Here is a 16,079-nt window from a genome sequence, read left to right as displayed (position 1 = left end):
CTCCCGGAGCCTTTCATCGTCCGCCTCTGCTTCCGAATCCCTTCGTCATCCTTCCCCATTCAGACCACAAGTCCCAGATATTCAATCTGGCGTTTCTACTCCTCGCTGCTGACCAGCGTGTAGATCCGCGTGGTATTGATGCTCGCATGTCCCAGTAAATCTGCCAGATGGGATATATCCTTTTTCATCTTATAATATGTGACTGCAAACAGGTGCCGGAGATTGTGCGGGAATACTTTTTCCCGGCAGATTCCCGCTTCGCCGCAGAGCGCTTTCATTTCGTGGCAGATGTTGCTGCGGTCGACCGGTTTCCCACTCCTGGTGACAAAAATACTTCCTCCGGTTATTTTCTGTCCAGCCACGTATTTTCTCAGCTTTCTGCACAGCGGTGCCGACAGCAGCACGGTCCGCTGTTTTCCCTTGGAGCTTACCGTCGCACATCCGGTCTGCAGGGCTTCTACCGTGATATACCGCAGCTCGCTCACCCGGATGCCCGTCGCGCAGAGCACCTGCATCATCCAGTACAGCCGCTGGTTTTTCTTTTTCCCCGCTGCATCCAGGAGACGGAAATACTCCGCCTTTGTCAGATCCCGTTCCCGCGCGCGAAAGGCTTCCTTCTGGATTTTCAGCGCCTTTACCGTGCATTCGTGCCATCCCATCATTTTCAGGAATGCATTGACAGCTGCCAGCATGGAATTCACACTTGCCGCCGCATAATGCTCCGTCAGGTATTCCTTGTATGCAATTACGGTATATTTGTCGATTTCATTTTCTTCCTTTACATACGCAAAAAATGCGCTGACATCCCGCACGTATTTTTCAATCGTTGCCTGCGCCTTTTCCTCCCCCTTTAGCTGGTTTTGAAATTCCTGCAGCATGGTCTTTTCCAGTAAATGTGCCATATGCTATCCCTCTCTTTTCTTCTGAAGCTTTCCGGCGCACTGCCCGCCGGTGTTCCTCATAGTATGCCCCAGATGAAAAAAACTTTGCAAGCCATATCCGTCTGACCACGACACAATCTGCTCCACCTACAGGACCTGCCACCGGCAGCTCCCTTCGGATGCATGGCAACCTACAAGACTCGCCGCCGGCAGCTCCCTTCGGATGCATGGCAACCTACAGGACCCGCCGCCGGCAGCTCCCTTCGGATGCATGGCACCAAAAAAGCATCCGGCGCAGGATATGTCTCCCACACCGGATGCTTCCGGACTATATGCAGCAAAACAAAATAGCTGCAAATGCCTTCTGGCACTTACAGCTATAAACTGCTTCTTTATTCTCCAAGGTATGCCTTCTTAATGGAATCATCGTTGAGCAGCGTCTCCGCCTTGCCCGACTGCACGATCTTTCCGGTTTCGAGCACGTAAGCGCGATCCGCAATAGAGAGCGCTTTTTTCGCATTCTGCTCTACCAGGAGTACGGTCGTGCCGCTGGCGCTCACGCTCTGGATGATGTCGAAGATTTCATTTACCAGGATAGGCGAAAGTCCCATCGAGGGTTCATCCATCAGAATGATGCGCGGCTTGGACATCAGCGCACGTCCCATGGCAAGCATCTGCTGCTCGCCGCCGGAGAGCGTTCCGGCAATCTGGTTTTTGCGCTCCTCAAGACGCGGGAAGCGTTTGTAGACCTCCGCCAGACTTGCCTCGATCTCATTTTTATCTTTTCTGGTATAGGCGCCCATCAGCAGGTTCTGATACACCGTAAACTGCGCAAACACGCGGCGTCCCTCCGGTACATGCGCCATTCCCAGGCTGACGATCTTATGCGCCGGAACTTTGGTGAGCTCCTGTCCTTCAAATAAAATGCTTCCCTTTTTCGGACTCAGAAGACCGGTAATTGTCTGCAGGGTCGTCGTCTTGCCGGCGCCGTTTGCGCCAATCAGCGCAACGACCTCGCCCTCGTTTACCTCGAAGGAAATTCCCTTGATGGCCTGAATCACGCCGTAAAATACTTCCAGATCCTTGATCTCAAGCATTGCCATGTCTCATTTCCCTCCTATTCTCCAAGATATGCCGTGATAACCTGCGGATCGCTCAGCACCTCCGCTGTCTTGCCCTGGCAGAGTACCTGTCCGAAATTCAGCACCGTCAGTTCCTCACAGATACCGGAAACCAGCTTCATGTCGTGCTCGATCAGAAGGATCGTCATGTCAAAATTATCGCGTACAAAGTGAATCGTCTTCATCAGCTCCGCCGTCTCGTTGGGGTTCATGCCCGCCGCCGGCTCGTCGAGCAGCAAAAGCTTCGGGTTCGTCGCCATCGCGCGCGCGATCTCCAGCTTGCGCTGTTTGCCGTAGGGAAGGTTGGACGCCAGATACTCCGCCTCGCCGTCCAGCCCGAACACCCGCAGAAGCTCCATCGCCTTTTCATTCATTTCCTTTTCCTGCTTAAAATAAGAAGGCAGACGCAGGATTCCCGCAAGCGTCGAATATTTATGATCGTTGTGCAGACCAACCTTTACATTGTCAAGCACCGACATCGCGCCGAACAGACGGATATTCTGGAAGGTTCTTGCAATCCCGGCCTTGTTGATCTCAATGGTGCTCTTTCCGGTAATATCCTCCCCGTCCAGGCGGATCATACCCTCGGTCGGCTTATATACACCCGTCAGCAGATTAAAGATCGTCGTTTTTCCGGCGCCGTTCGGTCCGATAAGACCGTACAGACGCCCTTTTTCTATCGAAACATGAAAACCATCCACTGCACGGAGACCGCCAAACTGAATGGACAAATTGTTTACTTCAAGCATTGCCATGTTAAGCCGCCTCCTTTTTCTTTCTGCCGCCCTTCAGCTTCTCCAGCATACGGCTTCTCCAATTGCGCGCCGCAGGCGCCCAGTTAAACAGCATCATCGCGATCAGCACAATTGCGTAGATCAGCATACGGTAGGTGGAGAATCCGCGCAGCAGCTCCGGAAGCGCATACAGGATGATCGTCGCAATAATGGAACCGCGCAGATTTCCGATGCCGCCGAGCACCACGTATACCAGGATCAGGATCGACAGGTTATAGTCGAAGGTGGATACCTTCAGCATGGAAAGATTGTGGGCATAAAGCACTCCGGCTACCCCGGCAAGCGCCGCAGAAATCGTAAACGCCATCAGCTTATATTTTGTCACACTGATGCCCACGGATTCCGCCGCAATACGGTTGTCCCTGGTGGACATGATCGCGCGCCCACTTCTGGAATTTACCAGATTCTGCACAATAAACAGAGTGATCAGAATCAGAATCACGCCTATGATAAAGAAATAATCCTTGATATCCTTATATAAGGCAGCCGTGCCCGAAATACCGAGCGCGCCCTTCATGATCTGTTTGCCGCCTGCAGCCATTTTAAGCCCTGCCGAGCTTGCCGCCACATGAAGTCCGTTTTCATCCACGCCCACATACAGCACGTTGATAAGGTTCTTAATGATCTCGCCGAATGCCAGCGTAACGATCGCAAGATAATCGCCGCGAAGTCTCAGAACCGGGATGCCGATCAGCACGCCGAAGACTGCCGCCACTGCCGCGCCGATCAGAATTGCGAGGATCAATCTTGGCACAGACGGGATCGTGTCCGCAAACACATTGGAAAACAGCGCGCTGGAATAAGCGCCGACGCACATGAATCCGGCGTGTCCCAGACTCAGCTCTCCCGAAAATCCAACGACCAGGTTCAAGGAGAGCGCCGCGATCGTATAGACGCAGAGCGGCACCAGAAGTCCCGTGAGCAGCCTGGACAGGTTGCCCGTCGCGGAAAGTGTCTGCACAACGATGAAAATAACGATCACCATCGCGTACGTGATATAATTATTTTTTGATGTCTTACTCATACCTTTTTTCATATCCGCCACCTACACTTTCTCCTGTACATTCTTGCCAAACAGTCCGGTGGGCTTTACCAGAAGCACGATGATCAGCACCGCAAACACGATCGCGTCCGCTACCTGGGAAGAAATGTAGGCTTTTCCGAAAATCTCAATAACGCCAAGCAGAATGCCGCCGATCATCGCGCCCGGAATCGAGCCGATGCCGCCGAATACTGCCGCAACAAATGCCTTGATGCCCGGCATCGCGCCGGTGTACGGCGTCAGCGTGGGGTATGCCGAGCAGAGAAGCAGTCCGGCGATCGCAGCAAGCCCGGAACCGATCGCGAAAGTGAGGGAAATGGTGGAATTTACATTCACGCCCATAAGCTGCGCCGCGTCGCGGTCCTCTGAAACCGCCTGCATCGCGCGCCCCGGCTTCGTCTTGTTTACAAAGAAGGTCAGACCGCACATGATAATGATACATGCGGCGATCGTCACAATGGTAATACCCTTGATGGTAAGCTGTCCGTCAAACAGTACCAGCGTCGGCACGTTGATCACGGTCACGAAGCTCTTTGCATCTGCGCCGAAGATCAGCAGCGCCAGATTCTGCAGCAGATAGCTGACACCGATTGCCGTGATCAGCACTGCCAGATTGGACGACGCTTTTCTGAGCGGGCGATAGGCGACCATCTCAATAACGACGCCAAGAACCGTACACAATACAACAGCCAGAAGAACAGACAGCAGCGGAGACAGCCCGGCTTTTGTGATCGCCGTGAGGATTACAAAGGCGCCGACCATAATGACGTCTCCATGAGCGAAGTTCAACATCTTCGCAATGCCGTACACCATGGTATATCCAAGGGCGATGATCGCATAGATACTGCCAAGGCTAATGCCGTCTTTTAAATAGGAAATAAAACTCATAGTACACCTCATAAATATTCTGTGTGTTTTCTCAGTGGTCCTTTGTTTTTACATAACAGGAAAGGACAGCTACACATCCGTTCCTGTTATATAAAAACAGAGAGACGGCGCCTTCCTCACAGGTACCGTCCCCCGTTTCTTAAACGGCAATCCCCCTGTTATCGGGGAAGTGTCTTTCGCATCAAAACACTGCGGAAAATATTACTGCATCATTTCATAAACACCGTCTTTGATCACAACAGCCTTCGGCTCCTTATCGCATTCGCCCTCTTCGGTCCATTTTGCTGCACCTGTAAGACCGTCGATCTCAATGTTCAGCATGGAAGCGGACATTGCCGCGCTGATGTCCTCGTTGGACATATCCGGTGTGATGCCTGCATCGTTTGCTGCTGCCTGCATAGCGTAAATTACATCGTAAGCGTCTGCTGCAAACTGGTTCGGCGTCTCGCCGTTGTTTGCTTCGCCGTATGCGGTTACGAAGTTTACAGTCGCCTCATCCTCTGCGGTTGCGGAGAACGGAGTAAGGAGCATAACGCCCTCTGCCAGAGAGGTATCAAAGTTTTCTACGGAAAGGATACCGTCCATACCGTCTACGCCAAAGAATTTCACATCCAGCTGAGCGTCTGCCGCCTGCTGCAGGATCAGCGCACAGTCAGAATAGTAGTTCGGCAGGAACAGAAGCTCTGCGCCGCTCTCTTTGATCTTGGAAAGCTGTACGGAGAAGTCTGTGTTGCTGTCTGTGGTGTATGCTTCATCTGCAACAACCTCCAGACCATATCCCGGAGCTGCCTCTACGAATGCATCGTGGATACCTACGTTGTAGTCTGTGGAAGAATCGTACAGGATCGCGATCTTGGTAGCAAGTCCGTTCTCAGAGATGTACTGAGCGGATTTGGAACCCTGCATCGGGTCTGTGAAGCACATACGGAACTCGTTGGAGCCTGCTGTGATACAATCTACCGCGCTTCCGGACGGTGTGAACAGGAAGGTGCTCTCTGCTGCCTCACCGCCTACTGCGATGCAGGCACCGGAGGTAACGGTACCGCAGAGCATCTGCATACCCTTGTCCAGAAGGTCGTTGTATGCGTTGATCGCCTTCTCAGCATCGCCCTGGTCGTCGCCTGCGTCCAGAAGCTCAACCTGATAGCCGTTGAAGCCGCCGTTTGCGTTTACTTCATCGATCGCAATTTTTGCTGCATTGTATACATTCGTGCCGTACTGTGCATAGTCGCCTGTCATCGGTCCGATTACGCCAATCTTGAAGGTACCTTCTTCTGCTGCTGCCGGCACTGCCAGAACGCCTGCAACCATAGCCGCCGCCATAACAACGCTGACTGCTTTGTTAAATTTTTTCATAATTCTTTTCCTCCTTTATAAATTTGAAATTAATGATAACCCCGCAACGCCTTATTTGTCAATGTTTTTTTCGCTTCCTTATCATGGATATAAAGCATTAAAACCATTTATTTTCTTGATGCCAGGGCGTCGAAAGTCATACGTTCCATGCTTGCATGGGAAAGGATGACTTTGACGCCCGCGAAACATGAGAAAGTAGCCATTTTTCGCAGAAAAATGTGCGAATTTCGAATGTTTCCAGGATTTCGGGAGTGCGCAGCACGGAGAAATCCGCAGGCATCAAGATTTCCGATGCCAGGGCGTCGAAAGTCATACGTTCCTCTACGCGCCCACGTTCACCGCATACCATTTTTCGGTCGGCTCGGACAGGTACACTACGATCACGTCTTTCAGCTCCGCGATGCTGCCCTCCTGCGGCCAGGTGTTCATGGTTTTGGTCTGCTCCAGCGCCGCTGCTATCTGCTGCCCGTCCGCCTGCTGCACCGCATAGCCTCTGGTCTGCAGAAAATCGCACATTCTGGAATTATTTCCGTCGTCCCAGGCAAAGAAGGAGCCGCCGAGCGTGCAGGATTCCAGGACCGGCAGTTCATCCTGCGCGACCATACCGATAAACGCGACCGGCTTTTCGTGATAATCCATCCCTGCCGCCTGGATGTCGTACATGATCTGACCTGCCGTCGTGCAGTCCTTTTCGTACGCAATGCTGCTGTAATAATAGATCAGATTCATATTACGGGCGTTCAAAAATAACAGATAGCTTCCAAGGACCACCATCGCCTTCTTCAGCAACGGCTTTGTGATGGTCTGCGTGATAACATACATCTGCACCGCGCCCGTAAGCGGAAGCGCAAGCAGCATCCTTCCATGCGTTTTGTAGGTCGCCAGCGCCAGATACAGCACAAACGGAGCCACGCAGAGCGCGACCGTATAGAACAGGATACCGGCTTTTTTCTTCCATCCCTTCTGCCGCACAAACAGGTACACCGCGCAGATCACAAAAAGAATGGAGAGCACGCGGATCACGCTTCCCCCGTAGATGTACTCTCCCTGGAAGGGGATCGCAAAAGAAACCCGTCCGATATTAGCGACCGCCATCGCCGCTGCAAGCTTCCAGTCTCCGCTTGCCCAGCCATTGTAATTATCGCCGAGATAGCCGGCGGAACCGACCAGACGCCCCAGGATCACATTTATTATATAATAAACTGCGACTGCCATCGCACAGATCGCCGCACAGGTAAGAATCGTACATTTCAGACTGCACTGAGCGCTGTTTTCCGCGCGCTTCGCCTGATCGCCTGGTCCCATTTTCGTTTCGTCCTGCAAAGCCTGTCTTTCTGCGTACAAAGCGCCCTTCCCCAGGCTGCGGCACACAGAAAGATAATGCAAAAGGCATTCCGCCGCCACTGCTGTCACATACACGCAGATCATCGCCTGGAAGGTAGCTACGCCGTAAAGCAGGCAGAGCATCGCGCAGACTGCGTCCTTTTTTCTGCGCTGCTTCAGGAAGCGCCGGCTGAGCACAAAGCTTACTGCCGTCGCTATCATCGCGGCGCTCACCTGCAGATCAAACATGGAGAATGCCATAATTTCTCCCACCACAAAGGGCAAGGAGGAATAATACGCGCAGAAGAAAAACACCTGCCACTCCTTTGGCTTTTCCAGAAGCGCATATGCAAAAATCATGCCGGATATATTCCAGCCGACGATCGCCAGAAAATCCCAGAGAAACGGCGCAAAATTGCCGTTGCTCGTGAAGATCAGATCAAACAGCCAGATTGCAAATCTTCCCTGAAGGATCCAGAGTGCGCTCGGCTCCGAGGCCAGAATCCATGTTTCGTCGTCGATGCAGAGGGTAAAGTGCGTCAGCATAAACCCAAAGCACACGAAGGAAAACAGCAGCGAGCCGATAAGCGCCCTCTTATATTTTTTCGCAAATGTTGTCATTTCTAGTACGCTTTTCCCCAGTAAACCATCTTTGTCGCCGGTTTTCCGCAGTAAATACAGGTATCCGCAATCTGCTCCTGCTCAAACGGGATACAGCGGGAGGTAACGCCCGCCTCCTCTTTGAGAGCGTCCTCGCACTCCTGGCAGCCGCACCACATTGCTTTGATAAAGCCCGGCTTGTTTTCTGCGATATCCTTGAATTCGTCAAGCTTCGTCGCTGTGTAGGTGTGTGCATCGCGGTGTGCGCGTGCGCGCTCCAGCATATCCTTCTGCATAGTCTCCAGCACTTCCGCCGTCTTCTGTGCAAGCTCTTCAAGCGGCGTCACCAGCTTTTCGCGCGTGTCGCGGCGCACGATGACAGCCTGTCCTGCCTCGATATCCTTCGGTCCAAGCTCGATACGCACCGGAATGCCGCGCATCTCCTGCTCGGAGAATTTCCAGCCCGGGCTCTTCTCAGAATCGTCCAGCTTCACGCGCAGACCTGCTTTTGCAAGCATCTCTTTTACTTCGTTTGCCTTATTGAGCACGCCGTCCTTCTGCATCTGGATGGGGATCACCATCACCTGTGTGGGCGCTACGCGCGGCGGCAGCACCAGACCGCTGTTATCACCGTGAACCATGATGATCGCGCCGATCATACGGGTGGTCATGCCCCAGGAGGTCTGATGTACATATTTTAAAGTGTTGTCTTTATCCGCATACTGGATGCCGAAAGCCTTTGCAAAGCCGTCGCCGAAATTGTGGCTGGTGCCGGACTGCAGCGCCTTGCCGTCGTGCATCAACGATTCGATGGTGTAGGTCGCCTCCGCTCCGGCAAATTTTTCTTTATCGGTCTTGCGGCCCTTGATCACCGGGATCGCAAGAAACTCCTCACAGAAATCAGCGTAAACGTTCAGCATCTGGATGGTGCGCTCCTCCGCTTCCTCAGCAGTCGCGTGCGCGGTGTGTCCCTCCTGCCACAGAAACTCGCGGGAACGAAGGAACGGACGGGTCGTTTTCTCCCAGCGCATAACCGAGCACCACTGGTTGTATACCTTCGGCAGATCGCGGTAGGAGTGTACGTCGTTCGCATAGAAATCGCAGAACAGCGTCTCGGAGGTCGGACGCACGCACATTCTCTCCTGCAGCGGCTCCAGTCCGCCGTGCGTTACCCACGCCACCTCCGGCGCAAAACCTTCCACATGATCCTTTTCCTTCTGGAGCAGACTTTCCGGGATCAGCATCGGCAGATATACATTCTCCACTCCGGTTTCCTTGAAACGCCTGTCCAACTCATGCTGTATATTTTCCCAGATCGCGTAGCCAGCCGGCTTGATCACCATGCAGCCTTTCACGCTGGTGTAATCGGTCAGCTCCGCCTTTTTCACGACGTCGGTGTACCACTGCGCGAAGTCCTCCTCCATCGAGGTGATCGCTTCCACTAATTTCTTGTCTTTCGCCATAATTTCTCTCCTCAATATCTAATATTCACAGCGCCGCAGACGCCGCAAAACCCGCCCGGGCGCGTCACTTTCTTTATTTTAGTGCATTTCCCTCACTTTTTCAACACTGCATTGATATTTTTGCAGAAAAAACAGCCAGGCTTCTTGCATGAATCCCATTTTTACACTATAATAAAACCACTTAATCGATCCGACGGAGCGTTTTGTGATGCATCCAGTCATACTGCGCCCCTTCCCACACTGCAAAGAAGGGAGACTCCTATGCAAAAGCCAGTTCTGTACCGAAAAAGATTGATTCCCGATGAATGCATTCTGCTGAAAAATGATGAGATCCTCCACGCCCAGGGAAATCTGATCGTCACCAAATGGAACACTCTCCGTCCGAAAAAGGAATTAAGCCACGGTCTGTCCGCCTTTTTCCTTGACAGGGGTATCAAGATCAGCAAATTTTACAACCACGCAGGCGAGCTGATCTGCTGGTACTGCGACATCATCACCTATACTTACGACCGGGATACAGACACTTATGTGATGACAGATCTTCTGGCGGACGTGCTGGTGTACCCCGACGGGACCGTGAAGGTCGTCGACCTCGACGAGCTTGCGCTGGCAGCAGAAAAAAAGCTGATCTCGGAAGAACAGCTTTTAATCGCGTTAAGACAGCTCGACTGGCTGCTGCAGACCATCTACAGCGGCAGTTTTCGTAAGCTGCTCCAATATGTTGATCAGTTTTGCCCGAACGATCGGTTTTCCTGAATACTTTCCGGCATAGCCCCTGCGTCCGGTCCGCATCAGGATGCGTCTCCTCTTATAACTCCAGGGAGATCTTGCGCCCGGTCCGCTCATACTTGCGCAGCTTCACGCCCGCTGTCGTCAGCATCCGCTTGGATGCCAGCACGGAAGGCGTGTCTGCGTATTTATCACAGTCATATACGATCTGTTTGATACCCGCCTGGATGATCGCCTTCGCGCACTCATTGCACGGGAACAACGTCACATAAAGCGTCGCGCCATCCAGACTGCCTCCGCGGTAGTTTAAGATCGCGTTCAGCTCGCTGTGCGTCGTGTAGAGATACTTTGTGTTCAGCTCGTCTCCCTCGCGCTCCCACGGGAAATCATCATCCGAGCAGCCGATCGGAAGGCCGTTGTACCCCATCGACAAAATCTTGTTTTCCTTGCTGACAATGCAGGCTCCCACCTGCGTGTTGGGATCCTTGGAGCGCATACCGGAAAGCAGGGCAACTCCCATAAAATACTCATCCCAGGAAATATAGTCTGTGCGCTTCGGCATTTTGATCTCCTCCCCAATTTATCTGGTCAGCCCGGCAGCTTTTTGTATGCCGCAGAGCTACTTCGTTCCGAAAATACGGTCTCCGGCATCTCCAAGTCCCGGCACGATATAGCCGTGGTCATTGAGATGATCGTCCTTTGCGCCGATGTAGACGTCTACATCCGGATGCGCCTTCTGCATCGCCTCGATTCCCTCCGGCGCGGCAATAATGCACATAAAATGAATGTTTTTCACGCCCTTGTCCTTCAGCATCTGGATAGCGGCAACCGCCGAGCCGCCGGTCGCCAGCATCGGGTCTACCACAAATACCTCGCGCTCTGCGCAGTCTCCGGGCAGCTTGCAGTAATACTCCACTGGCTTTAAGGTTTCCGGATCGCGGTAAAGACCGATATGTCCTACCTTTGCCGCCGGGATCATCGCCAGCATTCCCTCCACCATGCCGATACCGGCGCGCAGGATCGGGATGACCGCCAGCTTCTTTCCGGCAAGCTCCTTCACCGTCGTCTCACAAATGGGCGTCTCGATCTTCACATCCTGCAGCTTTAAATCGCGGGTCGCCTCATAACACATCAGCATAGCGATCTCCCCGATGATCTGGCGGAAATCCTTCGATCCTGTTTCTTTCCTGCGGATCACCCCGATCTTATGCTGTATCAGCGGATGATCCATCACACATACCTTTGCCATATCTGTCTCCTCCTGTCTATTCCTCGATCATAGAAATTCTCTTTTTGTGACGCTCCTCCTGCGAAAACGGAGTATCAAGAAATGTATCGACAATTTTCAGTGCCAGTCCCGGCCCCACTACTCTGCCACCGAGCGCCAGAATATTCGCGTCATTATGAAGGCGCGTCGCCTCCGCGGTGAAGCAATCCGTGCAAAGCGCCGCGCGAATGCCCTTCACCTTATTCGCCGCGATGGAAATGCCAATGCCGGTTCCGCAGATCAGAATGCCGCGCTCACACTCTCCGCCGGTAATCGCATCCGTCACCCTGCGCGCATAGATCGGATAATCCACCGCCGCCTCGCTGTCGCAGCCAAAATCCTTATATGCAAGTCCGCGCTTTTCCAAATGCTTTAAAATCTCCTTTTTCAGCGTATATCCGCCATGATCACATGCTACCGCTATCATTATTTTTCTTCCTCCTTCAGAATTTCCGCAAGTCTTTCTATCAGATCCTTTAAAACCAGGAAACACGCGCCATAAGCCGGCACATCCTTTCCAAGCGGACTCTCCACGTCCCCCGACCTGCCGCAGTATTCCGACAGAGTGTACACATTTTTCGCTGCGTCCGGGTATTCGTCCAGAATTTTAGCCTTCTGCGCTTCTTCCATGGTAAGCATCAGCGTGCGTTCATCGAAATCGTCCTTTGTAAGCTGCACTGCCTCGTGCCCCTCCAGCGGCAGCCTGTTCTGGCTGATAATCTCCATAGCCTTTGGATTTACCGGCTCCGGAAAAAGCACGATCATGCCGCGCGTATCCACCAGAATATCCTCCAGCAGCAGCTTGTCCTGCATCAGCGCCTCCGCCATCGGAGCGCGGCAGGTGTCGCTGCGGCTGACAAATGTAAGCTTGTCATACTTTTTCATAGTTCTCTCCCTGACCTTTAAAACTATACCTCCAGCACCTGGTGTCCAGCCGCTTTCAGCAGGCGGTTCATGATTGCCTGTCCCATGACCGGCGTGTCAAACGCCTCCGAAAAAATCCGGCTGACCCTCTGCTCGTCAAACTCGCGCAGGACGGCAAACAAATGTCTGGAAATACTCAGCTCATCCGCCCTGCTGCCGATCACCTTAATGATGCCGCCCACATAGCGATCCTTCGTCTCCTCGGTGGCGATGATCCCCGGCACCCTGCCTTCCTGCAGTTCTTTTTCTATCATGGTATTAATACTGGAAATTACCTTCTCTTCCGCGCCCTCGACGATCAGCATATCCGCCTTCGGCGCATAGTGACGGTATTTCATCCCCGGCGCCTTCGGACGTGCCGTCGTGTCCGCTCCGGTGATCGCCGGATCGATGCCAACCTCTCCGATCACCGCTTCCAGCATCTCACGATTGATGTAACCCGGTCTTAATATCATCGGCACATCACCGCTCATATCAACGATCGTTGATTCCACCCCGATACCGACACTGCCGCCGTCAATGATCATCTCAATTTTTCCCGTCATGTCCTCGGCAACATGCGCGGCCGTCGTGGGGCTGGGTCTGCCCGAGGTGTTCGCACTCGGCGCTGCGACATAGCCGCCGCCCGCCCTGATCAGCGCCAATGCGACCGGATGATCCGGCATCCGCACCGCCACCGTGTAAAGTCCGCCGGTCGTCTTCAGCGGCACACAATCCTTCTTTTGAAAGATCATCGTCAGCGGTCCCGGCCAGAATTTTTCCGCCAGGGCTTCCGCTTTTTTCGGCACCTTCGCCGCGATCCGATACAGATCCTGCAGCTTCGCTATGTGTACGATCAGAGGATTATCCGAAGGACGCCCCTTCGCGCGGTAAATCTTCTCAGAAGCCGTCTCGTCCAGCGCGTTCGCCCCCAGCCCGTACACCGTTTCCGTCGGGAACGCGACCAGGCCGCCCGCCTGCAGGATCTCTCCCGCCTGTGCCATCGCCGCCTCATCAATCCCCGCTCTCATATCCACAATCATGGTATTCATATTTCATTCGCATCCAATCAAACTTCTTCTGCAAACAGTATACCATTTTCCTGACACTTAGGCAAGCACAACAGATTTTCTTTACCAGTAATTTGCCATAACGCGAAAAAATGTCCCTGTCGGGCAGGCATTCCTCTCCTGACCGACGGGGACACTTCTGAATATTATTTCTTTTTATTTCGCCTCAATTACCTCTTTCTTCAGATGCCAGATCTCATCCACATACTGCTGGATGGTTCTGTCCGAAGTAAACTTACCGCTGCATGCGGTGTTAAGCATTGCCATCTTCGCCCAGCGGGATTCATCGCGATACGCTTCCTCCACGCGTTTCTGCGCTTCTGCGTAAGCCTTGAAATCTGCCAGAATGAAATAGGTATCTGCGCGGTCGCTGCTCTTGGTGTTAAGCAGAGAATCGTAGATATCGCGGAACATTTCCGGATCGTTCGGAGCAAACTCTCCGTTAATGAGCTGCATCAGCACGCGGCGGATATCCTGATCGCTGTTGAAGATGTTTTCCGGATAGTAGCCGCCATTATTCTCGTAGTTGATGACTTCATCAGCAGAAAGACCGAAGATAAAGGCATTCTCTTCGCCGACTTCCTTCACGATCTCCACATTTGCGCCGTCCATGGTGCCCAGCGTCGGAGCGCCGTTCAGCATGAACTTCATGTTTCCGGTACCGGACGCCTCCTTGGAAGCGGTGGAGATCTGCTCGGAAACATCGGCAGCCGCGAAGATCAGCTCCGCATTGGATACACGGTAGTCCTCAATAAATACCACTTTCAGTTTATTCTTGATAGACGCGTCGTTATTTACCACGTCTGCCACTGCATTGATCAGCTTGATCGTGAGCTTCGCACGGCGATAGCCTGCAGCCGCCTTTGCGCCAAAGATAAAGGTTCTCGGATAGAAATCCATCTCCGGGTGATCCTTGATCTGGTTGTACAGATACATTACATGCAGAATGTTCAAAAGCTGTCTCTTGTACTCATGCAGTCTCTTAACCTGTACGTCAAAGATGGAGCGCGGATCTACCTCTACGCCATTGTGCTCCAGAATATATTTTGCCAGACGCACCTTGTTCTGATACTTGATGTTCATGAACTCCTGCTGCGCCTTTCTGTCGTCCGCATATACCTTCAGCTTCGCGATCTGCGGAAGGTCTGTGATCCACTCGTCGCCGATGTGATCGGTCACCCATGCTGCCAGCAGCGGATTTCCGTGGAGCAGAAAACGTCTCTGTGTGATACCGTTTGTCTTGTTGTTGAATTTCTCCGGCATCATCTCATAGAAATCACGAAGCTCCTGCTTTTTCAGGATTTCTGTGTGCAGCTCTGCAACGCCGTTTACGGAGTAGCCCGCCGCGATCGCCAGATGCGCCATCTTCACCTGTCCGTCGAAGATGATCGCCATCTTGCGCACCTTCTCAAAGTTGCCCGGATATCTCGCCTCGATCTCCGCTACGAAGCGGCGGTTGATCTCCTCGATGATCTGGTAGATACGCGGAAGCAGACGGGAGAACAGCTCGATCGGCCATTTTTCCAGAGCCTCAGCCATAATCGTGTGGTTCGTGTAAGCGCAGGTCTTTGTGGTAACGTCCCACGCCTCTTCCCAGGTAAGTCCCTCTTCATCGAGCAGGATACGCATCAGCTCTGCGACTGCCACCGTCGGGTGCGTATCGTTGAGCTGGAAGGTCGCCTTCTCGTAGAATTTGCGGATGTCGCTGTGTTTCTTCTTATATTTGCTGATTGCCGCCTGCACACTCGCGGAAATGAAGAAATACTGCTGTTTCAGACGCAGCTCTTTTCCTGCATAGTGGTTATCATTCGGATAAAGAACCTCTACGATGTTGCGGGCAAGGTTTTCCTGCTCTACCGCCTTGCGGTAATCGCCCTTGTCGAAGGAATCGAGCTGGAACTCGCTGACCGCCTCCGCATCCCAGATGCGCAGGGTATTTACAACGCGGTTATTGTAGCCGACGATCGGGAAATCATACGGCACCGCGCGCACAGACTGATAGCCCTCCTGCACGAAGTGGTTGCGTCCGGTTTTCTCATCGTATACAACGCGCACATAGCCGCCGAATTTTACTTCCTTTGCATATTCCGGGCGGCGCAGCTCAAACGGGTTGCCGTCCTTTAACCAGTTATCCGGCACCTCTACCTGATAGCCGTCCTCGATTTTCTGTTTGAACATACCATAACGGTAGCGGATGCCGCAGCCGTATGCCGGGTAGCCAAGGGTTGCCAGGGAATCCAGGAAGCATGCCGCCAGACGTCCAAGACCGCCGTTTCCAAGCGCCGCATCCGGCTCCTGGTCCTCGATCACGTTGAGGTCGAAGCCGATCTCCGCCAGCGCCTCTTTTACATCCTCATACTCTGTCAGATTGATGAGGTTGTTTCCGAGCGCACGTCCCATAAGGAATTCCATGGACATGTAGTATACGTACTTCGGATCGTCCTTCTCATACTGCTCCTGTGTCGCGAGCCAGTTGTCGATAATGGTATCCTTTACCGTGTAGGACACTGCCTGGAAAATCTGCTGCTGGGTAGCCTCATCCAGATTTTTGCGGTAAAGCGTTCTTACATTTGCCTTCACATCGTTAATGAACTCTTTCTTATTAAACTTTTTGCTCATTGTTTCTCCTTCCGTCTGCTAAC

At 52.9% G+C, this 16,079-nt stretch carries 15 protein-coding genes; 1 reads left to right on the top strand and 14 read right to left on the bottom strand.

What is annotated here, in order from left to right; genetic code table 11:
* Positions 1-95: 95 nt before the first annotated feature.
* The 8 genes from ACLU9Q_RS05265 to proS all read right to left on the bottom strand — a co-directional run bounded on the left by ACLU9Q_RS05265 (position 96) and on the right by proS (position 9,468).
* The gene (locus ACLU9Q_RS05265; RefSeq protein ID WP_296835500.1) at positions 96-902 is read right to left on the bottom strand and encodes a tyrosine-type recombinase/integrase; all 807 of its coding nucleotides are present in this window, start codon (positions 900-902) and stop codon (positions 96-98) included.
* Positions 903-1,273: 371 nt separating this feature from the next.
* On the bottom strand, positions 1,274-1,984 hold the full coding sequence (locus ACLU9Q_RS05260) for an ABC transporter ATP-binding protein (RefSeq protein WP_296835502.1): 711 nt from the start codon (positions 1,982-1,984) through the stop codon (positions 1,274-1,276).
* Between the two features lie 14 nt (positions 1,985-1,998).
* Complete coding sequence (locus ACLU9Q_RS05255) at positions 1,999-2,757, bottom strand: ABC transporter ATP-binding protein (RefSeq protein ID WP_296835504.1); 759 nt, start codon at positions 2,755-2,757, stop codon at positions 1,999-2,001.
* A gap of 1 nt (position 2,758) precedes the next feature.
* On the bottom strand, positions 2,759-3,832 hold the full coding sequence (locus ACLU9Q_RS05250) for a branched-chain amino acid ABC transporter permease (RefSeq protein ID WP_296908352.1): 1,074 nt from the start codon (positions 3,830-3,832) through the stop codon (positions 2,759-2,761).
* 9 nt (positions 3,833-3,841) lie between these two features.
* Entirely contained in the window at positions 3,842-4,726 is an 885-nt protein-coding gene (locus ACLU9Q_RS05245) for a branched-chain amino acid ABC transporter permease (protein ID WP_296835508.1), read from the bottom strand.
* 201 nt (positions 4,727-4,927) lie between these two features.
* On the bottom strand, positions 4,928-6,082 hold the full coding sequence (locus ACLU9Q_RS05240; RefSeq protein ID WP_296835510.1) for an ABC transporter substrate-binding protein: 1,155 nt from the start codon (positions 6,080-6,082) through the stop codon (positions 4,928-4,930).
* Positions 6,083-6,403: 321 nt separating this feature from the next.
* Entirely contained in the window at positions 6,404-8,026 is a 1,623-nt protein-coding gene (locus ACLU9Q_RS05235) for a glucosyltransferase domain-containing protein (protein WP_296835512.1), read from the bottom strand.
* A gap of 2 nt (positions 8,027-8,028) precedes the next feature.
* Positions 8,029-9,468 carry a proline--tRNA ligase gene (proS, locus tag ACLU9Q_RS05230; RefSeq protein WP_302225757.1) on the bottom strand — a complete coding sequence of 480 codons (1,440 nt, stop codon included), beginning with the start codon at positions 9,466-9,468 and terminating at the stop codon, positions 8,029-8,031.
* A 261-nt stretch (positions 9,469-9,729) separates the two neighbouring features.
* Between proS and ACLU9Q_RS05225 the strand changes: the two genes are divergently transcribed.
* Positions 9,730-10,224, top strand: a complete 495-nt coding sequence (locus ACLU9Q_RS05225; RefSeq protein ID WP_302225756.1) for a DUF402 domain-containing protein — start codon at positions 9,730-9,732, stop codon at positions 10,222-10,224.
* A gap of 52 nt (positions 10,225-10,276) precedes the next feature.
* Here the strand turns inward: ACLU9Q_RS05225 and ACLU9Q_RS05220 are convergent, their stop codons facing one another.
* The 6 genes from ACLU9Q_RS05220 to ACLU9Q_RS05195 all read right to left on the bottom strand — a co-directional run bounded on the left by ACLU9Q_RS05220 (position 10,277) and on the right by ACLU9Q_RS05195 (position 16,056).
* Positions 10,277-10,759: a deoxycytidylate deaminase gene (locus ACLU9Q_RS05220; protein WP_302592217.1), complete on the bottom strand. Its 483-nt coding sequence runs from the start codon at positions 10,757-10,759 to the stop codon at positions 10,277-10,279.
* A 57-nt stretch (positions 10,760-10,816) separates the two neighbouring features.
* Positions 10,817-11,446: a uracil phosphoribosyltransferase gene (gene upp, locus ACLU9Q_RS05215; RefSeq protein WP_302225754.1), complete on the bottom strand. Its 630-nt coding sequence runs from the start codon at positions 11,444-11,446 to the stop codon at positions 10,817-10,819.
* Between the two features lie 16 nt (positions 11,447-11,462).
* Positions 11,463-11,891 carry a ribose 5-phosphate isomerase B gene (rpiB, locus tag ACLU9Q_RS05210; RefSeq protein WP_302225753.1) on the bottom strand — a complete coding sequence of 143 codons (429 nt, stop codon included), beginning with the start codon at positions 11,889-11,891 and terminating at the stop codon, positions 11,463-11,465.
* Entirely contained in the window at positions 11,891-12,349 is a 459-nt protein-coding gene (locus ACLU9Q_RS05205; protein ID WP_296835525.1) for a phosphotyrosine protein phosphatase, read from the bottom strand. The genes rpiB and ACLU9Q_RS05205 overlap by 1 nt, the downstream gene beginning before the upstream one ends.
* A 23-nt stretch (positions 12,350-12,372) precedes the next feature.
* Entirely contained in the window at positions 12,373-13,419 is a 1,047-nt protein-coding gene (locus tag ACLU9Q_RS05200; protein WP_302225751.1) for an L-threonylcarbamoyladenylate synthase, read from the bottom strand.
* Between the two features lie 174 nt (positions 13,420-13,593).
* The gene (locus ACLU9Q_RS05195) at positions 13,594-16,056 is read right to left on the bottom strand and encodes a glycogen/starch/alpha-glucan phosphorylase (RefSeq protein ID WP_302225750.1); all 2,463 of its coding nucleotides are present in this window, start codon (positions 16,054-16,056) and stop codon (positions 13,594-13,596) included.
* Between the last annotated feature and the right edge of the window lie 23 nt (positions 16,057-16,079).

The organism is Marvinbryantia sp. (assembly GCF_047017445.1).
Lineage (GTDB): Bacteria > Bacillota > Clostridia > Lachnospirales > Lachnospiraceae > Marvinbryantia.
The sequence above is the reverse complement of the archived record's forward strand: the minus strand, read 5'-3'. Positions and strand labels throughout refer to the sequence as shown.